Below are 20,126 nucleotides of genomic sequence, written 5' to 3' on the forward strand. Positions count from 1 at the left end.
ATCACCATACTCAATTATATCTATCTTAGGCACAAAACTTATCTAAGATTAGGCACATTGGTACCCTTTAATATTTTCACACATCAAAATTAATCTATTTTTCTATATCTTTATCTTTTCATTACAGAAACCATACCAGATATACAATAAAAAGTCAGTAAAAAGATGATCCGTTATCTATTTTTGATACTAATAAGTGTCTTTATATTATCACATTCACCAATAATAGCCAACAATCCTAACATTATAAACTTCAGCAGAAGCGATTATCAAGCCGGTAATAAAAACTGGTCTTTAAGCGAAGACGAAAAAGGAATAATGTACATCGGAAACGATCTCGGATTATTGGAATTCGACGGAATTGATTGGAACTTGAATAAATTACATAAAGCAGATGTAGTGAGAGCTATATATGCAGCCTCTAATCAGACGATATTTACTGGAGGATACGAAGAATTCGGTCGATGGGACAGAGATATTAGCGGAATACTTAAATATACATCGCTTAGCGACAACCTTCCGGGTGGACGACTACACAATGATGATATTTGGAGAATTTGGAAAAGGGACAATCTCGTTTATTTTCAATCCTTTAAAAACATTTACATCTACGATCAGAACAATGTTTATAAATTTCCACAAGAAAAGGACATACTATTTCTGATAAAGGTCAAAGATGAATTATGGATTCAGGAAATGGCGGGAAGTCTTTTCAAAATCGTAGGTAACCAATACGAAAAAATAGCCGGCAGCGAAATCTTCTCAAAAACCGAAGTCAGAACTGTACTTCCTACACCCGACAATAAATACATCATAGGTACATCGTCAATGGGGCTATATATTTACGACGGCTCAGAGTTCAAAATATGGAACAGCAACAAATCTCTCATTGATGGTAGCGTGAACTGCGGTCTGGCTGCAAGTAATGGTAATTATTACTTTGGAACCATATTGAGTGGTATTTATGAGGTATCTCCTAATGGCAATATTACAAATCACTTCAACACCGAAACATACTTACACAACAATACAGTACTATCATTATATGAAGATCGCTCTAAAACAATTTGGGCAGGTCTGGATAGGGGAATCTCTTGCATACAGTATCTAAACGGAATAAGTTGCATGACTGATCCTACTGGTAAAATTGGAGCTGTTTATTCTGCTTCACTATATAAGGGTAAACTATTTATAGGAACTAATCAAGGTGTATATTATATTGACAAAAATGATCTTTATAGTATGAATGCACTATCCAAATTTACACTCCTTCCTAAAACGGGAGGACAAACCTGGAGTTTGAATGTTATTGATGACAAGTTGTATTGCTCACATAATCAAGGATTATTGATTATTGATCAGAATCTATCTGTGACATCTCCCTACTCTATAAATACCGGTGTGTTTTATACTATGGAGAAAGACAAAGATCACCTCTTGCTTGGTACTTATATTAGCTTGATGTCCATAGACAAGAAAACTCAAACTCTCCATGTCCTAAATCAAGTACAAGAGCCAATAAAAAAAGTACAAACAGATCACTTGAATAATGTTTGGTTACAACATATGAATAAGGGAATATACAGAACCCGACTCAATGATGATTTTTCTAAAATAGAATCATTTAAGTATTATGGTAATGAAGACAAACAAGATATTCCGTATAAACTGAAACTTTTTAAAGTAGGTGGACGCATAGCCTTTTTAGGAAATAATAAATTCTATACATACAACGATATTGAGGGAACTATCGTTCCAGAGCAAGCTTTAAATGACTGTTTTAGTAGCATTTCGGGTCTCAAAGAGGTTGTGAACATCACTCCTGAGAATTTCTGGATTATCGGAAACGATCTTATCTACAATGTAGTGTACAATGACAATAGAGCTCAAATAAAATTTATAATTGACATCGGTTATAAGAACTTTTCGATGATCGACAATTTCGAAAACATAGTTACTCTAGATGACGATCTGAGCCTCATCTGCTTAGATAATGGCTTTTTGCTTTGTAAGAACAAAGTGACAGCAAAAAATGATCCTATAGCCCAACCCTATTTCAAGTCCATTAAAATTTCCAATGCTAATGGTGAATCCGTTTATCTGGATAATAATTTCAATCAAATAAATCATTCCTTCAACACAATAAAATTTCGATTCTCAACAGCAGAAACTCTTACTCGAAATATCTCCTTTGAATATAAATTAGAGGGCTTAGACGATCAATGGCATGCACTAAAGAATCAAAATTTTATGACCTATGAACGTCTGCCCAAAGGAAAATACACTTTCATCGTAGTAGCTGTAGATAGACAAGGGAACAGATCTGAAGAAATACAATTTCCCTTTGAAGTCTTAGCCCCATGGCATCAATCAGGATGGGCTGTTCTTGCTTATTGCCTCTTGTTTATTATGCTTATTGCCTCTATAATACTTTATATTCAGTATAAATACAAAAAAATACATTTGAAGAAGCTTCGTACGTTAGAAACTAAGCGTCTTAATCTTATTAATGAACATTTACAAAAAGAAGTTGAAGAGAAGAACGCTGAACTTCTATCTCAAACCTCTTTTATAATACAGCGAAATGAACTTATTCTAAAGATAAAAAATGAAGTGGAAGAATTTTCAACTAAACAAAATAACAAAACTCTAACACCTCTATATCAAAAAATAAATACTTTACTAAACAGCAGTCTAGATAGCGAAGAAGATTGGAAAACATTTCTTATTAAATTTGAACAGAAACATACAAATTTCTTTAAAAAAATAAAGGAAACTTACCCCCAACTTACAGCTAATGATTTACGACTTTGCGCATGTCTCAAGCTAAATTTAGATTCTAAAGAGATAGCTACATTAATGAATATTTCGGTCAGAGCAGTAGAAAACAGCAGATACAGACTACGTAAAAAGCTTGAAATCCCTTCTCATCAGCACTTAAATGACTTCTTTTTACAAATATAAGCCCTCTAAAACAAAAACATAAATATGTAATATATAAATAATTACATTTATCTGAGTAGTAATAATGAGGTGCTCACATTGTTAAATCGGAGGCAGATGTATTCGTTATGCAAAAAATCTCGTACCCACTGAACTTACTGTTTTTACATTTGTTCTAAATCATTTACAGAAAATAAGATAATAGTTCCCAAAATTCTTTATGGCGTCTTTAAGGAATATTATACTTATCAGAAGGAATGAAAAATGTTTAACAGTAAAATCAGAAATCCATGAAAGAAACTAGATTAACCTCTATGAGGAGAATGAGCATGAAGCTTTGTCTTCTGCTATTCTTAATCTTCTCAGCAAGCATTTCAAATGCATTTGCTCAGACTACAGTTACAGGAGTAGTCACCGATGAGCAAAAAGATCCACTACCAGGAGTTAGTGTCACAGTAAAAGGTTCCACAACAGGAACAGTTACCGATTTTGATGGTAACTACTCTATTAATGCGAAAGCAGGTGACATTCTTCAATTTTCATTCTTAGGGATGAAGCCCGAATCAATCACAGTTGGATCAAGAACTAAAATTGACGTTGTTTTAACTGATGATACACACCAACTAGAAACTGCAATTGTTATTGGTTACGGTACAGCGAAAAAGAGAGACCTTACCGGATCTATTGTAACAGTAAAAGGAGATGATGTATTCACTAAACCAGCAACCAATCCTTTAGCTTCTATCCAAGGTAAAGTAGCTGGGGTTCAAGTAATAAACACGGGTAAAGCTGGTCAAGATCCAGAGATTCGTATTCGAGGAACAAACTCAATCAATGGATACAAACCTTTATATGTAGTAGACGGATTATTTAATGACAACATTAATTTCCTGAATCCTGCAGATATAGAGACTATGGAAATTCTTAAAGACCCTTCATCTCTAGCTATTTTTGGTGTACGTGGAGCTAATGGTGTTATCATTATCAATACAAAAAGAGCTAAAGAAGGCCAAACTTTAGTAAACATTAATACTGCTTTTGGTTTTAAGAAAGTTGTAGACAAGGTTAAACTTACCAATGCTTCACAGTTTAAAGAACTTTACAATGAGCAATTAGTAAATCAAGGAAATAAACCTTATGATTTTACAAACTGGCAAGCTGATACAGACTGGCAAGACGAGATCTTCCAAACAGGATTCATGTCAAATAGTAATATTAGCATAACAGGTTCTACTGAAAAAAGTACATTCTATTTAGGTGTAGGCTATGCTTCTGAAGAAGGAAACATTCAGCATGAAAAATTTGGCAAAGCAACTGTAAATTTCAGTAGCGACTATAAGCTGACTAAAGACATTAAAGTTGGATTCCAATTTAATGGAGCAAGACTAACTCCTGCTGACCAAAAAGAGGTTCTTAGAGCTTTGAGAGCAGCTCCAGTAGCACCGGTATTCAATGAAGAATTCCAACTATATCATGCACTTCCTAGCTTTCAAAAAGGCCAAATAGAAAACCCAATGGTTGATGTTAGTGCAAGAAACAATACAACGAAAGCTATAAACTATCGTGGTGGAGGTAATATTTACGGAGAAGTCAACTTCCTTAAGAACTTCAATTTCAAAACGATGTTTGCTCTCGACTACAGATCAGATGACAGCCGTACATACACCCCTATAGTTGCAGTATATGATCCGGCGATTCTAGGACCTAACCCTATTGATACTTTAGGTACTAAAAGAACAGGTATCAAACAGATCAAAGTAGATGAAACCAAAATACAAGCTGATTATATATTAACTTATACTAATAAAATTAATGATCATAACATTACAGCAACAGCAGGTTTTACTACATTCTATAATAGCTTAACTAGTCTTACTGCTGAAAGAGCCCAAGGTAATGGATTACCAATACCTAATAACCCAGACAAATGGTATGTAAGCATGGGTGATCCCAGCACATCTAAAACAGAAAGTAAACAATGGGAGAGATCTACAGTATCATTTCTAGTAAGAGCTCTTTATAGCTATAAGAACAAATACTTATTCAATGGTTCTTTCCGTCGTGATGGTTCTTCTGCATTCTACTATACAGGAAACCAATGGCAAAATTTCTACTCCGCTGGTGGAGGCTGGGTTATGTCAGAAGAGAACTTCATGCAAAATCAGTCTTTTATTGACTTCTTAAAGATAAAAGGATCTTGGGGTACATTAGGTAACCAAAATATGGAGACTCCATATCCTGCACAACCTCTTCTAACAAATGAAATATCTGCTATATTTGGCAATCCATCAGTAGAATATCCTTCATATTCATTGAAGTATATTCCAAATCCCAATTTAAGATGGGAAAAAATAGAGGCATGGGAAGCTGGCTTTGAAATGAATATGCTTGCAAATAGATTGCGCTTAGAAAGTGTATATTACAAGAAAAACACAAAAGACCTTCTAGCTGAAATACCTGGTATTGCAGGAACAACTCCTGGCTTAGGAAACTTAGGTGAAATTCAAAATAAAGGTTTTGAAGTAGCTGCTTCTTGGAGTGACAAGATTAATTCCGATTGGGGATATAGCATAAGTGGTAACCTAACCACAATAGATAACAAAGTAAAATCGCTTGTTCAAGATGGCTATACAATCATAAAAGGAGATAAAAACATATCACATACTACAGCCGGATATCCTATTGGATTTTTCTATGGCTATACAGTAGATGGTGTATATCAATCTGATGCTGACATAGCTAATTCTCCAAAGAATACTTTGACCACTGTAAAACCGGGAGATCTTAAATTTAAAGATATGAACGGTGATGGCCAAATCACAACAGCTGATAGAGGTATGATCGGTAATCCAACTCCTGATTTCACTTATGGTATCACATTAGGACTTAATTACAAAAACTTTGATGTAGGTATTGATTTCATGGGTGTAGCAGGTAATGACATTTATAGAACTTGGGATAACTACAACTGGTCTCAATTCAATTTTATGGAGCACAGACTTAACAGATGGACTGGAGAAGGAACATCTAACTCTGAACCTATATTGAATACAACTCGTACAATCAATAACGAAAATTCTACTTATTATATCGAAGATGGTAGTTTCTTCAGAATTAGAAATATTCAATTAGGCTATACTTTCGATCAAAATGCATTGAAAAAAGTACGTTTAAAAGCATTAAAAGTATTTGTAAATGCTCAGAACTTAAAAACTTGGAAAAACAATACAGGTTATACACCTGAATTAGGAGGTGATGCTACTGCATTTGGTATTGACAATGGTTCTTATCCTATGCCTGCAATATACACTTTTGGTCTAAATCTTACTTTCTAATTATATAAAAAATATTTTTATGAAACGATTAATAAAAAAATATATACTTCCGGCAGTACTTATAGCCGGACTATCTCTAACAAGTTGTAGTGACTTTTTAGATAGAAGCCCTCTTGGTGATTTAACAGAAGATGATGCTCCCGGTGGTATAAATCAAGGAAGAGTATTCCAGCTTTACGGACTTATGAGAGGTTACAATATTACAGCTGGCATACCCGCTTTCGCCATACATAATTTCCGTTCTGAAGACTCAGAAAAAGGTAGTGATGCTGGTGATGGTTCCGATCAAGCAGCCTTCTTTGATGACTTTGAGTACAATACAACAAATGGAGTTTTAGCTAGCTATTGGACTGAAAACTACAAAATCATAGTTAACTGTAACACTGCCATAAGCGGTATTGAAGGACAATCAACTAAAACAAGTCAAGACACAATCAATTATGCTGAAGCTAAATTTTTCAGAGCATATGCTTTCTTTAATTTAGTAAGAGCTTTTGGAGAAGTGCCTAAGATAGATTTTAGAGTGACAGATCCTGCACAAGCAAATATTGCGAAATCGCCAGCAGCAGATATATACGCGCTTATTGATGCAGACTTGGAAGTAGCTGTAAAATACTTACCTACCCACTGGTCAGATAGCTTTACTGGTCGATTGACCTGGGGAGCAGCAAGATCATTACAAGCCAGAACTTATATGATGCGTAACGATTGGACAAATATGCTAGCTGCATCAAAAGAAGTTATAAACTCAGGCTTCTATAACCTAAGTACTCATTACGATAAAATCTTTACAGATGAAGGAGAAAACTCACCTGAATCAGTTTTCGAATTACAATGTTTAGCTACTGCAGCTAAACCAAATTCAGGAACTATAGGAAGTCAATTTGCAGAAGTACAAGGCGTAAGAGGTAGTGGTCAATGGAACCTTGGATGGGGATGGCATATGGCAACTAGCATACTTAAGGATAAAGCATATGAAGCAGGAGATCCACGTAAAGATGCAACTCTATTGTATTTCCGTCGCCAAGTTGGTAATGTGATTGATCCCATCACTCCAGAAAACACCAATACACCATTTGGAGAATCTCCAATATCTAGTGCAATGGGAGCTGCATATAATAAAAAAGCATATACTGACCCGGCTTTACGTAAATCGTTTACAAATGCTGGATTCTGGGTAAATATTAGATTAATACGCTATGCAGATGTTGTTTTGATGGCTGCAGAAGCTTCTAACGAACTAGGTATGAGTTCAGATGCTCTAAACTATTTGGAACAAGTTAGAAGTCGTGCTCGTGGTAACAATGCATCTATCCTTCCTAAAGTTACAACTAACGGTCAAACTGAGCTAAGAGATGCTATCCGTCATGAAAGACGAGTAGAGCTTGGTCTTGAACCAGACCGTTTCTATGACCTAGTACGTTGGGGAATTGCAAAAGAAGTATTACATGCTGCAGGTAAAACAAATTACCAAGACAAGCATGCATTACTTCCGATACCTCAGGTTGAAATAGATAAATCAAATGGAGTATTAGTTCAGAACCCTAATTTCTAAATAATAAATTTATATAATAGGGGCACATTTTTGCCCCTATTATATTTTTATCTAAATCCCATGAGAGCTCAAAAAACAATATTATTCCTATTAGTTTGTATGTCTTGTTTATCCATTTCAGCAACAACAATATTGCCTACCCTTGACAAATATACTATACCCGTCAATGTAAAAGGAGCTGCGATCGGTAGATTTATATCCTCAAATAACGAGAATGTAACTTTAGCAAAAGACACATCAAACCTATTTCTAATTGACCAATCCGGTTATATTAGATTAAAACCAAATGTAGAACTCTCTGCATCATCACCCTTCAGATACGAAATAATAATTAAAAGCAGTTGTGGTAATAAAGCTTTCGAATTAGTGAAAGATGAATTTATTCACAACAAAGTAATAGCTCACCGAGGCGCATGGAAAAATCATGAAGCCAGTCAAAACTCGATGAGTTCATTAATAAATACAATAGAATTAGGATGTGAAGCTGCCGAATTTGATGTTTGGTTATCATCCGACAATAAAGTGATTCTATCTCATGACCCAACAATAGGTGGCAAGGTTGTAGAAGATACTCCTGCTCAGACATTGATGGAGATTCCATTAAAAAATGAAGATTTTGTTCCCTCACTTGAGGCATATCTTGAATGTATACAACAACAAAATAAAACACGTTTGGTATTAGAACTTAAAGGTTCACAAAAAGGAAAAGAGCGTAGCTTAGCTCTTGCTGACTCAGCTGTTCAGCTCGTTCATAAATACAAGGCTCAGGCTTGGGTTGACTATATTAGTTTCGACTATGAAGCCCTGCTACATGTAAAACAATTAGACCCTACAGCAACTATTGCATATCTGGAAACTAATAAAACCTTGGAAGAATTATCTGCTGCCAAAGTAGATGGAATAGATTATCATTATAGTGCTTTTTATAACGATGAAAAGCTTGCAGAGAAAGCTAAACAATTGGGCTTAACAACCAATGTTTGGACAGTAAATACCGAAGAGCAAATGCAACATTTGCTGCAACAGGGTGTAGATTATATTACTACTGACGAACCAGAATTACTTTTGAAATTTATTGAAACACATTATAAATAATAGATATGAAAAAACTATTAACTATGCTTTTTTGTTGTGCCGCAATTAGTGTTGGAGCACAGCAGAGTAATGCAAGAGATGTAAAAATGGATCGATTCATCGACGATCTGATGAGTAAAATGACTCTCGAAGAGAAAATCGGGCAGCTCAACTTACCTAGTGCCGGAGACATTACCACCGGGCAGGCAAAGAGTAGTGATATCGCTTCTAAGATCAAAGAAGGTCAGGTTGGAGGATTATTCAACATCAAAGGAGTTGCTAAAATCCGCGATGTACAAAGAGTAGCTGTAGAAGAAAGTCGTCTGAAAATTCCATTGATTTTTGGAATGGATGTTATCCACGGATACGAAACAGTATTTCCTATTCCATTAGGTTTAGCTGCAACATGGGATATGAAAGCTATCGAACAATCGGCTCGTATTGCTGCAATAGAAGCTAGTGCTGATGGTATATTTTGGACATTCAGCCCAATGGTAGATATTTCACGTGATCCACGTTGGGGACGTGTTTCTGAAGGAAACGGAGAAGATCCTTTCTTAGGTGGAGCAATTGCGAAAGCAATGGTTCGTGGTTATCAAGGAGATAATACCTATTCGGATAATACTCACATTATGGCTTGTGTAAAACACTACGCTCTATATGGTGCAGGTGAAGCAGGACGTGATTACAATACAGTAGACATGAGTCGTATTCGTATGATGAATGAATATATGTACCCATACAAAGCTGCTATTGAAGCAGGTGTAGGTAGTGTTATGGCATCATTCAATGAAGTAGATGGTGTACCAGCTACTGCAAACAAATGGTTAATGACAGACGTACTTCGTAAACAATGGGGATTTGACGGATTTGTTGTAACTGACTATACCGGAATCAGCGAGATGGTTGAGCATGGTATTGGAGACTTGCAGGAAGTTTCAGCACGTGCACTTAAAGCTGGTGTAGATATGGATATGGTAGCTGAAGGTTTTACAGGTACTATCGCTAAATCTCTAAAAGAAGGAAAAGTATCACAAGCTGATATTGACTTGGCTTGTCGTCGTATTCTTGAAGCTAAATACAAATTAGGTCTATTTAAAGATCCTTACAAATATTTAGACGCTAAACGCGCTAAAAAAGAAATATACACAGATGCCAATCGTGCTGTAGCTCGTAAAATAGCATCAGAAAGTTTCGTACTTCTAAAAAATGAAGGAAATGTTTTACCTCTGAAAAAACAAGGCAAAATTGCAGTAGTTGGTCCATTGGCTAATACTCGCTCTAATATGCCCGGAACATGGAGTGTAGCTGTTAATCTTGACAAACCTCAAACTGTTATCGAAGCAATGCAAGCAGTTGGTGGCAAAGACGTAAAAGTTGTATATGCTAAAGGTAGTAACCTAACAGCAGATGCGAAATTGGAAGAGCATGCAACTATGTTTGGACGCTCATTAAACAGAGATGACCGTACTAAAGAACAATTGTTGAACGAAGCGCTTGAAGCATCTAAAGATGCAGATGTTATTGTTGCTGCATTAGGTGAATCTTCTGAATTCAGTGGTGAAGCTAGTAGCCGTACTAACATAGATATTCCAGATGTTCAAAAAGAACTTTTAGCAGAACTTCTAAAAACAGGTAAACCTGTAGTATTAGTTCTATTCACTGGTCGTCCATTGACTCTTACTTGGGAAAATGAAAACGTACCTGCAATCTTAAACGTTTGGTTTGGTGGTAGCGAAGCTGCTCCTGCAATTGCAGACGTAGTATTTGGAGACGTTAATCCTAGTGGTAAATTGGTAGCAACTTTCCCACAAAATGTAGGTCAAATTCCACTTTTCTACAATCACAAAAATACAGGTCGTCCATTAGGAGAAGGCAGATGGTTTGAAAAATTCCGTAGTAACTATTTAGATGTTAGCAACGAAGCTCTTTATCCATTCGGATACGGATTGAGCTATACTCAGTTTACATATGGAGATGTTGCGCTTAGCTCTTCACAATTGGATTCAAATGGAGAACTTACTGCTAGCATCACTGTTACAAACAGCGGAAAATATGATGGAAAAGAAGTCGTTCAATTATACATTCGTGATATAGTTGGAAGTGTAACTCGTCCCGTTAAAGAATTGAAAGGTTTCGAGAAAATAGAATTAAAAGCTGGAGAAACTAAAACTGTAAGTTTCAAAATTACTCCTGAATTACTTAAATTCTATAACTACGATTTAGAATATGTATTTGAACCAGGAGACTTTGATGTTATGATTGGTGGTGATAGCCAAGATGTCAAAACAGCCCGATTCACTTTAAATTAAACTGTTCTTAGGTTCTATAATTTCAAGAGAAAGAGGTTGTCAGAATAATTTCAGGCAATCTCTTTCGATCTTTAACCTGTAGACCTATTTATACTTTGCTTAGGCTATATCGCCTATATCATTCTAAAGCATATCATTAAATATTTTTATTATTTATCTTATGAAAAAGGTATTAACGCCGTTTATAATATTTAGTTCTTTATTGGTCTTTACAAATTGCAAAAACACCAATAATAATACGGACGTCAGTAAAGAAAACCCATCGGTACAGATTACTGATGAAGCTCTGCTTGATAGTGTTCAACGTCGTACATTCAATTACTTTTGGGATGGTGCAGAACCAACAAGCGGAATGGCTCGCGAACGTTATCATATAGATGGAGAATATCCTCTGGATGATGCGAACGTAGTAACCTCAGGAGGTAGCGGTTTTGGTATCATGGCAATTATAGCCGGTATAGATCGTGGCTATGTTACCCGTGAAGAAGGTGTAGCGAGAATGGACAAAATTGTTTCATTCTTGGAAAAAGCAGATAGCTTCCACGGAGTTTATCCTCACTGGTGGTATGGAGAAACTGGTAAAGTAAGAGGTTTCAGCGACAAAGATAATGGAGGTGACTTAGTAGAAACATCATTCCTTATGCAAGGTCTTTTGGCTGCTCATCAATATTATGTAAACGGAACTGATACTGAAAAAGCTGTAGCTGCCCGTATCGACAAACTATGGAGAGCTGTAGATTGGAACTGGCACCGTAATGGCAAAAATGTACTATACTGGCACTGGAGTCCTGAGCATTCTTGGGAAATGAACTTTGCTATTCATGGTTTCAACGAATGTCTGATTACTTATGTTCTTGCAGCGGCTTCTCCAACTCACGGAGTACCTGCGGAAGTATATCACGAAGGTTGGGCTGAAAACGGAGCAATAGTAGAACCTCATACAATAGAAGGTATTAAACTGAACCTACGTTACCAAGGAACAGAGGCTGGTCCTTTATTCTGGGCACATTATTCTTTCTTAGGATTGAATCCTACCGATCTAAAAGACGATTATAGTCCTAATTATTTCGAAGAAATGAAAAACTACACATTGGTTAATCGTGCATACTGCATCCGTAACCCTAAAGGTTTTAAAGGTTATGGCGAAAATTCATGGGGACTAACTGCTAGTTATTCTACTGTTGGATATGCAGCTCACGAACCTGCTGAGAGAGGCGATCATGGTGTAATTACCCCTACTGCTGCTCTTTCTTCAATTGTTTATACACCCGAAGAGTCAATGAAAGTTATGCGTAACCTTTATTCTATGGGAGACAAAATGTGGGGTAAATATGGTTTCTATGATGCATATAGCAAAACAGACAATTGGTATCCTCAACGTTACTTAGCAATAGATCAAGGTCCAATCTCTGTAATGATAGAGAACTACCGTAGCCAATTGCTTTGGAAACTATTTATGAGCCATCCTGATGTTCAAAATGGATTGAAGAAATTAAATTTCGGAAGTCCTTCTTTGAAAAAATAAGATCACATACCTTTTTATTGCCTAGCAAAGTATAATAAACAGAAAAAGCTATTATATAATGCAGCAATAGATATGTAACATTCTTTGATCAATTAAGATACAATAGAGAGCTTGTTGCAAAAACAAGCTTTCTATGTTTATCACTTATCTAATAACCATCATGAAAATATTCAAATACACTCTACTACTTATGTTATGTGCTTTGGGATTAAACACTTATGCACAGCAAAATACATATTGCAACCCCATAAATATTGATTACGGATATTGCCCGATTCCCAACTTTACGGAATGGGGTAAACATCGCACCTCTGCCGATCCTGCCATTGTTAATTACAAGGGAGATTACTATCTTTTCTCGACAAATCAGAGCGGATATTGGTGGAGTAGTGATATGCTGAACTGGAACTTTGTATCGCGTCCTTTCCTTACACAAGAAGCAGTAGAGCAAACAGCCAATAAGTGGGACGATCTTTGCGCTCCTGCGGCATGGACAATGGGTGATACACTTGTTGTTTTTGGATCTACATACTCTCGTATTTTCCCCATTTGGATCAGTACCGATCCTAAGAATAATAAATGGGAAAAAGCTGTGGAACATTTTGATATCGGAGGATGGGATCCTGCATTCTTTACCGATGACGATGGCAAACTCTACATGTACAACGGAAGTAGCAACGTATATCCGTTATATGGTATCGAATTAGACAGAAAAACATTCCAACCAATAGGAACCCGAAAAGAGTTATTATTGACGGATGGAGATAAAATAGGATGGCATCGTTTCGGCGAGCATATGGATAATACTTTCCTTAAACCATTTATGGAAGGTGCATGGATGACAAAACACGATGGTAAATATTACCTGCAATGGGGAGGCCCCGGAACAGAATTCAGCCACTATGCAGATGGATATGCGGTAAGCGATAGCCCTCTTGGATTTTTTGAGCATGCATCTTTACCTTTGAGCATGAAAGCCGGAGGCTTTATACGCGGAGCTGGGCATGGTGCTACTTTCCAAGACCGTTGGAATAACTATTGGCATACATCAACTATGGTTATCAATGTAAAGAATAACTTCGAACGCCGTATCGGAATATGGCCTGCTGGATTTGATAGCGAAGGCAATATGTATTGCAATACTACATTCGGAGATTATCCACACTATATTCCAACAGGAGAAGCCGATCATTTGAAAAGCCAATTTACAGGATGGATGCTTCTCAACTACAACAAACCGGTACTGGTATCATCTACTTTGGGCACACATTATGCAAATAATATTGTAGACGAGAACATTAAAACTTATTGGAGTGCTAAAACGGCTGATAAAGGAGAATGGCTAATCTCTGATTTAGGCGAAGTTTCAACAGTATATGCCGTACAGCTTAATTACGCTGATCAGGATGTTGAATTTCTTGGAAAAACTTCCGGAAAATTTCATCAATATAAAGTATATTCGTCTTTAGATGGTAAAAAGTGGGATGTATTGATAGATAAAAGCAACAATAAGACAGATGTTCCTCATGACTATGTACAACTGGAAAAACCTGTTAAAGCACGCTACTTGAAGCTTGAAAACATCCATATGCCTACCGGTAAATTTGCCATCTCTGGATTCCGTGCATTTGGATTTGGAGCGGGTGAAAAGCCTAGCGCCGTTGAACAGTTTATGGTATTACGTACAGAAACAGACAAACGCAGTGCATGGTTGAAATGGAAACCTGTTGAAAACGCTTACGCTTATAATATCTATATCGGAATAGAACCTGATAAATTATATAGTAGTGTTATGGTTCACAATGTAAACGAGTATTATTATGCGGGTATGGATAGAACCAAACCTTATTATTTTGCAATTGAAGCCATCAACGAAAACGGTACATCAACTTGGACACGAGGAGAAGCTAAATAAGGTCTCATACCTTTAATAAAATGCAGTAATAAATGTTCAAAACGAATTAATTATTAACAATATGAAATCGAAATTATTAATTGTACTCTTGTTTTTCTGTTCCACTCTTACTTATGCACAGTTTGAGGCAGCAAGCTATATGATCAACGGTTACACCCTACCCTATCAGGTAATGTTTCCGAAAGATTATGATGCAACCAAACAATATCCACTTCTGGTATTCTTACACGGAGCGGGCGAACGTGGTGATGACAACGAAAAACAGCTTACGCATGGTAAAGATTTCTTGATTAATAATTTTCAAGCCGAATATCCTGCAATAGTTATTGCACCTCAATGTCCTGCCACAACTTATTGGGCAAACGTAGAAAGGCAAACTTTCAAGAATCAAACTACATTTATATTCGGTCTTTCGGATAAAGCAACTCCTTCCATGGAGACTTTAACCTCGTTAATAACCAATTGGCTGAACTCTGGAAAAGTAGATCAAAGTAAAGTATATGTAGGAGGTCTATCGATGGGAGGTATGGGCACATACGAACTCCTGTGGCGTATGCCAAATACTTTTGCAGCAGCTTTTGCTATATGCGGTGGTGGAGATGTTTCTAAAGTACAATATTACACGAAGAATACAGCTCTTTGGATATTTCACGGATCGGCAGACAATGTAGTTCCCGTACAGTTTTCGCAACAAATGTACGAGAATCTAAAAACTGCAGGAAACGAAGTTAAATACACCGAATATCCCGATGTTAATCATGGCAGTTGGGTAAATGTATTTCAAAATAAAGAACTAGTTCCGTGGTTATACAGCCACAAAAAATGATTTTTCATAGAAATCAGTTTAAGAGTCTTTGAGTATCTAATACTTAAAGACTCTTTTTTTAGAAGCTAAAATCTTTTTGTTGTTTTGATTAATAAAGCCATTGGAATAAAGTTATCATTTGACAATATATAATTAAATGCTTTCTTTTACTTATTTAGTACATTTGCCAAGTGTAACAACTAGCATCTAACAACACGATGTATAGGTCTAATAGGTCTGAGACCCTTATTTAATATTAAAACAATGCTTATTTATAAAGAAGAAAATAGTAACTACAAGTGGGGAATCTGGAAAATGGAGGAAGCCCCTGAGCTACTACTGTCTCAACTCAATAATAAGCAGGACTTAGTCGATTTTACACAAACGGTGTCTTCTTCTGCCCGAACATTCGAACGGATAGCTGTAAGAGTGCTTCTTAAAACTCTTTTGAATGAAGAAAAGACAATAAATTATCATCCTAACGGAAAACCATATTTCGAAGATCAATCTATAAATCTATCAATATCGCATACTAAAGATTATGTCGCTGTTATACTTTCTCAATCTCCATTGGTAGGTATTGATATAGAATACATTTCCGACAGAGTAAAGCGTGTTCGTTCTCGCTTTATTTCAGATTTGGAATATATCGACTCCGAAAATGAAATAATACATCTGCTACTACACTGGTCGGCTAAGGAAACAATGTACAAAGCCTTAAGCAAGGAAAAGATAGACTTAAAGAACAATTTTCACATTCATTCATTTGCACCTCAGCAGCAAGGGAGCTTCAAAGCTTCTGAAACATTTACCGAAAACAACCTTCAATTTCAGATACAATACATTGTTACTGATGATTATGTTGTAACATATACGGTTTAAGATTTGCACTCATAAAATATTTCTAATTAATTTCGTATTTTTGTATCACATCTCAATAAGATCACACATCTTATTATTGCTTTCGAAGGGTATAATAACCTAAAAAAGTATAGCTTCTATCATAAAGCAATAAATATTTAATGTTACTTAATAGCATATCAACAAATGGAATCCATCGGGCAGCAAATAGAACAGTTAAGAGAAGAACTGAACAAGCATAATTACAATTATTATGTGTTGTCTAACCCCACAATATCAGATTTTGACTTCGATAAGAAAATGCAAGAACTTATCGACCTAGAAACTGCTCACCCTGAGTATGCAGACTCAAGCTCACCTTCACAACGGGTAGGTAGCGATATTACTAAAACATTTAATCAGGTAGAACATATCTATCCAATGCTTTCACTTTCGAATACGTATTCGGAAGCCGAAGTAGTGGAATTTTACAATAGGGTAAAAAAAGATTTGAACGATGATTTCGAGATTGTTTGTGAATTAAAATACGATGGAGCTTCTATCTCTCTTACCTATACCAATGGAAAACTAACTCAAGCAGTAACCAGAGGAGACGGTGTAAGAGGAGACGACATTACGGCCAATGTGAAAACAATCAGAAGTATACCGTTATCATTAAGAGGCAATGATTATCCTCCTTTATTCGAAATAAGGGGAGAAATACTAATGCCTTGGCAAGTATTTGAGGATTTAAATAAAGACCGAGCAGAACAAGAAGAGAACCTTTTTGCAAATCCGAGAAATGCAACATCTGGAACTCTTAAGTTACAAGATTCTAAGATTGTAGCATCTCGTAAACTGGATGCTTATTTATACTATATGCTTGGTGAAAATTTGCCAGCAAATGGTCATTACGAAAACCTACTAAAGGCTCGCGAATGGGGTTTCAAGACATCCGATGCTACCATTAAATGCAGCACTTTAGAAGAAGTATTTGCTTTTATAAAGAAATGGGATGTAGAAAGAAAGAACTTACCTGTTGCTACCGATGGTATCGTTCTGAAAGTAAACTCTTTATTGCAACAAAAGAATCTAGGATATACAGCCAAATCGCCCCGATGGGCTATTGCATATAAGTTTCAGGCAGAGCAAGAGGTTACACGTTTATTGTCTGTTTCATATCAAGTCGGACGAACTGGAGCAGTTACTCCCGTTGCAAACCTCGATCCCGTAAAACTATCGGGAACCACAGTTAAACGAGCATCACTATATAATGCCGATGCCATTGATGCACTAGATTTGCATATCAACGATATGGTATATGTAGAAAAAGGAGGAGAAATAATCCCTAAGATTACTCGTGTAGATATTGATACCAGAGAGGCAGGCAATCCTAAAGTCGAATTCATCACAGAATGTCCCGAATGTGGAACAACTCTGATAAGAGACGAAGGAGAAGCCGCTTATTACTGTCCAAATTATATGGGATGTCCTCCGCAAATTAAAGGACGAATAGAGCATTACCTTACTCGTAAGGCAATGGATATTGCAGGTGGTTCGGAAACCGTGGAACATCTCTTCAATGCAGGATTGATACACAATGTTGCAGACTTATATACCCTACAATGGGAACAAGTTGCAGAATTAGAAAGATGGGCTGAAAAGAGTGCCAAAAACCTAATTCAAAGTATTGCCGATTCAGTAAATATACCCTATCCAAGAGTGCTTTATGCATTAGGAATACGGTTTGTGGGAGAAACGGTAGCTAAAAAAGTAGCTAAAGCTTTTCCTTCAATAGACTTATTGATGCAAGCAACTGTTGAACAACTTGTTGAAGTAGACGAAATAGGCGAACGCATTGCACAAAGTATAGTTGATTTCTTCAAGAAAGAAGAAAATCAAGATATTATTAGTAAATTACGTCAGTTTGGAATACAATTCGAAACATGTGAGAGTATTACAGATCAACATACCAATAAATTAAGTGGCTTGACAATTGTAATAAGCGGAACATTCGAGAAGCATTCGAGAGACGAATATAAATCACTGATAGACCTAAATGGGGGCAAAAACAGTGGTTCTATTTCTGCTAAAACAAATCATCTGTTGGCTGGTGCCAATATGGGACCTGCTAAATTAGAGAAGGCGCAGAAACTAGGTGTAAATATCCTCACAGAGGATGAGTTTTTAAAAATGATAAAATAATCATACTTAATATATGCTGGATTATTTTTTACAAAGAAGTATACAATCTCAATTAAAGAACAACAAGAGACAACATAGATTCCTCAATTTTGAGAGAATGCAAAATGTTGTTGTGTTATTTGACATTCAGGACTGGGAAATGGTGGCTCCTATTATCGAGGATCTACAAAACCATGGCAAATACGTTATGCCATGGACAGTAAAGCTCAAATCGGTACAAGGACAGGCATCATTGCCTACCCTACCATCTAATGTGAGAGTTATAGATACTCACAAGGATCTTGATTGGAAACGTTTGATTCGTCCTGTTATACTTACTGAATTTGATAATCTGAAATACGATACTTTTCTCGATTTATCATTAGAACCGAATGATTACACAAAATCTCTACTTGTACGTAACAAAAGTAATTTCTGCTTGGGTTTTACAAAGAAAGAAGAGAAATTGTATGATTTTATAATTTTAAAAGAAGAAGATCAAAGCCTTTTCGAAGCATACGAACAATTGAAAATTTATCTGGCACATATACAATAAAGGTTTTGCACCCTTTTATTGCTTCGATAAATAGAATAACGATAGATAGTTATAATTGTAATATTACAAATTGACACTTCTATTACTGAAAAAGAGACTTATAGTATTTTACACTAGTTAAAATTGTGTTATCTTTACATCAACTTTCAGAAAGAAGGTCAACAAGAAAAAAGATTGAATTGAACTTATGTCAAGAATTAATCTAAGAGGTGTAGGAGTCGCTTTTATTACTCCTTTCAAAGAAGATGAGAGTGTCGATTATGAAGCTCTGATCAGACTTGTTGATTATCAGATACAAAACAACACCGATTATCTTGTTGTACTGGGAACAACCGCCGAAACTGCTACTCTGACGGAAGCTGAGAAAACAAAAATTGTAGAAACCGTTATCCATAGAGTAAACGGAAGAATACCTATTGTTTTGGGCGTTGGAGGAAATAATACCCGTGCAATTGTCGATAAGTTGAAAAACGATAATTTCGAAGGAATTGACGCTATACTATCTGTCGTTCCATATTACAATAAACCCTCACAAGAAGGTATATACCAACATTACAAAGCAATAGCAGAAGCATCTAAGCTTCCGGTTATACTTTATAATGTACCCGGACGTACAGCAGTAAATATGACTGCTGAAACAACCCTGCGTTTAGCCAATGAGTTCAGTAATATAGTAGCTATCAAAGAAGCTTCGGGAGATATGGCTCAAATGGATGATATAATCAAACGTAAGCCTGAAAATTTTGATGTCATTTCTGGAGACGATGGCATTACATTTCCTCTTATCACATTAGGCGCAATTGGTGTTATATCCGTTATAGGAAATGCTTTTCCTAAGGAATTTAGCCGTATGACTCGTCTTGCACTTGAAGGAGATTATCAAAGTGCACTTACTATACATCATAGCTTTAGCGAACTCTTCAAGCTTTTATTTATAGATGGAAATCCTGCGGGAGTAAAATCGATGTTGCACATGATGGGATATATCGAAAATAAACTTCGCTTGCCATTAGTACCTACTCGTATTACTACATTCGAGCAAATACGATTGGTATTAAATGAACTGAATATAAAATGCTAGT

General features: G+C 36.1%; 12 protein-coding genes. All 12 read left to right on the top strand.

Annotated features, from left to right (window positions below; genetic code table 11):
• Positions 1–165: 165 nt before the first annotated feature.
• The 12 genes from IR022_RS06875 (at position 166) to dapA (ending at position 20,125) form a co-directional block, all read left to right on the top strand.
• Positions 166–2,964, top strand: a complete 2,799-nt coding sequence (locus tag IR022_RS06875) for a triple tyrosine motif-containing protein (protein ID WP_199330282.1) — start codon at positions 166–168, stop codon at positions 2,962–2,964.
• A gap of 269 nt (positions 2,965–3,233) precedes the next feature.
• Complete coding sequence (locus IR022_RS06880; RefSeq protein WP_194203150.1) at positions 3,234–6,278, top strand: SusC/RagA family TonB-linked outer membrane protein; 3,045 nt, start codon at positions 3,234–3,236, stop codon at positions 6,276–6,278.
• Between the two features lie 19 nt (positions 6,279–6,297).
• Complete coding sequence (locus IR022_RS06885) at positions 6,298–7,833, top strand: RagB/SusD family nutrient uptake outer membrane protein (protein ID WP_194203151.1); 1,536 nt, start codon at positions 6,298–6,300, stop codon at positions 7,831–7,833.
• A 60-nt stretch (positions 7,834–7,893) separates the two neighbouring features.
• Complete coding sequence (locus IR022_RS06890; RefSeq protein ID WP_194203152.1) at positions 7,894–8,928, top strand: glycerophosphodiester phosphodiesterase; 1,035 nt, start codon at positions 7,894–7,896, stop codon at positions 8,926–8,928.
• A 23-nt stretch (positions 8,929–8,951) separates the two neighbouring features.
• Entirely contained in the window at positions 8,952–11,219 is a 2,268-nt protein-coding gene (gene bglX, locus IR022_RS06895) for a beta-glucosidase BglX (RefSeq protein ID WP_242053121.1), read from the top strand.
• Positions 11,220–11,379: 160 nt separating this feature from the next.
• The gene (locus IR022_RS06900) at positions 11,380–12,744 is read left to right on the top strand and encodes a glucoamylase family protein (protein WP_194203154.1); all 1,365 of its coding nucleotides are present in this window, start codon (positions 11,380–11,382) and stop codon (positions 12,742–12,744) included.
• A 160-nt stretch (positions 12,745–12,904) separates the two neighbouring features.
• Complete coding sequence (locus tag IR022_RS06905) at positions 12,905–14,659, top strand: family 43 glycosylhydrolase (RefSeq protein ID WP_194203155.1); 1,755 nt, start codon at positions 12,905–12,907, stop codon at positions 14,657–14,659.
• A gap of 61 nt (positions 14,660–14,720) precedes the next feature.
• Complete coding sequence (locus tag IR022_RS06910; RefSeq protein WP_194203156.1) at positions 14,721–15,485, top strand: prolyl oligopeptidase family serine peptidase; 765 nt, start codon at positions 14,721–14,723, stop codon at positions 15,483–15,485.
• 243 nt (positions 15,486–15,728) lie between these two features.
• Positions 15,729–16,346 carry a 4'-phosphopantetheinyl transferase family protein gene (locus IR022_RS06915; RefSeq protein WP_194203157.1) on the top strand — a complete coding sequence of 206 codons (618 nt, stop codon included), beginning with the start codon at positions 15,729–15,731 and terminating at the stop codon, positions 16,344–16,346.
• 165 nt (positions 16,347–16,511) lie between these two features.
• Positions 16,512–18,509, top strand: a complete 1,998-nt coding sequence (gene ligA / locus IR022_RS06920) for an NAD-dependent DNA ligase LigA (protein WP_194203158.1) — start codon at positions 16,512–16,514, stop codon at positions 18,507–18,509.
• A gap of 13 nt (positions 18,510–18,522) precedes the next feature.
• On the top strand, positions 18,523–19,044 hold the full coding sequence (locus IR022_RS06925; protein ID WP_050709903.1) for a DUF6913 domain-containing protein: 522 nt from the start codon (positions 18,523–18,525) through the stop codon (positions 19,042–19,044).
• Positions 19,045–19,231: 187 nt separating this feature from the next.
• On the top strand, positions 19,232–20,125 hold the full coding sequence (dapA, locus tag IR022_RS06930; protein WP_194203159.1) for a 4-hydroxy-tetrahydrodipicolinate synthase: 894 nt from the start codon (positions 19,232–19,234) through the stop codon (positions 20,123–20,125).
• The last annotated feature ends 1 nt before the right edge of the window (position 20,126 follow it).

Origin of the sequence: Dysgonomonas sp. GY617, assembly GCF_015233815.1 — a bacterium.
Classification (GTDB): Bacteria; Bacteroidota; Bacteroidia; order Bacteroidales; family Dysgonomonadaceae; genus Dysgonomonas_A.

Bases quoted from the DNA above. Each gene is read 5' to 3' on its own strand.
- IR022_RS06875 (WP_199330282.1), top strand. From the start codon at position 166: ATGATCCGTTATCTATTTTTGATACTAATAAGTGTCTTTATATTATCA.
- IR022_RS06880 (WP_194203150.1), top strand. From the start codon at position 3,234: ATGAAAGAAACTAGATTAACCTCTATGAGGAGAATGAGCATGAAGCTT.
- IR022_RS06885 (WP_194203151.1), top strand. From the start codon at position 6,298: ATGAAACGATTAATAAAAAAATATATACTTCCGGCAGTACTTATAGCC.
- IR022_RS06890 (WP_194203152.1), top strand. From the start codon at position 7,894: ATGAGAGCTCAAAAAACAATATTATTCCTATTAGTTTGTATGTCTTGT.
- bglX (WP_242053121.1), top strand. From the start codon at position 8,952: ATGCTTTTTTGTTGTGCCGCAATTAGTGTTGGAGCACAGCAGAGTAAT.
- IR022_RS06900 (WP_194203154.1), top strand. From the start codon at position 11,380: ATGAAAAAGGTATTAACGCCGTTTATAATATTTAGTTCTTTATTGGTC.
- IR022_RS06905 (WP_194203155.1), top strand. From the start codon at position 12,905: ATGAAAATATTCAAATACACTCTACTACTTATGTTATGTGCTTTGGGA.
- IR022_RS06910 (WP_194203156.1), top strand. From the start codon at position 14,721: ATGAAATCGAAATTATTAATTGTACTCTTGTTTTTCTGTTCCACTCTT.
- IR022_RS06915 (WP_194203157.1), top strand. From the start codon at position 15,729: ATGCTTATTTATAAAGAAGAAAATAGTAACTACAAGTGGGGAATCTGG.
- ligA (WP_194203158.1), top strand. From the start codon at position 16,512: ATGGAATCCATCGGGCAGCAAATAGAACAGTTAAGAGAAGAACTGAAC.
- IR022_RS06925 (WP_050709903.1), top strand. From the start codon at position 18,523: ATGCTGGATTATTTTTTACAAAGAAGTATACAATCTCAATTAAAGAAC.
- dapA (WP_194203159.1), top strand. From the start codon at position 19,232: ATGTCAAGAATTAATCTAAGAGGTGTAGGAGTCGCTTTTATTACTCCT.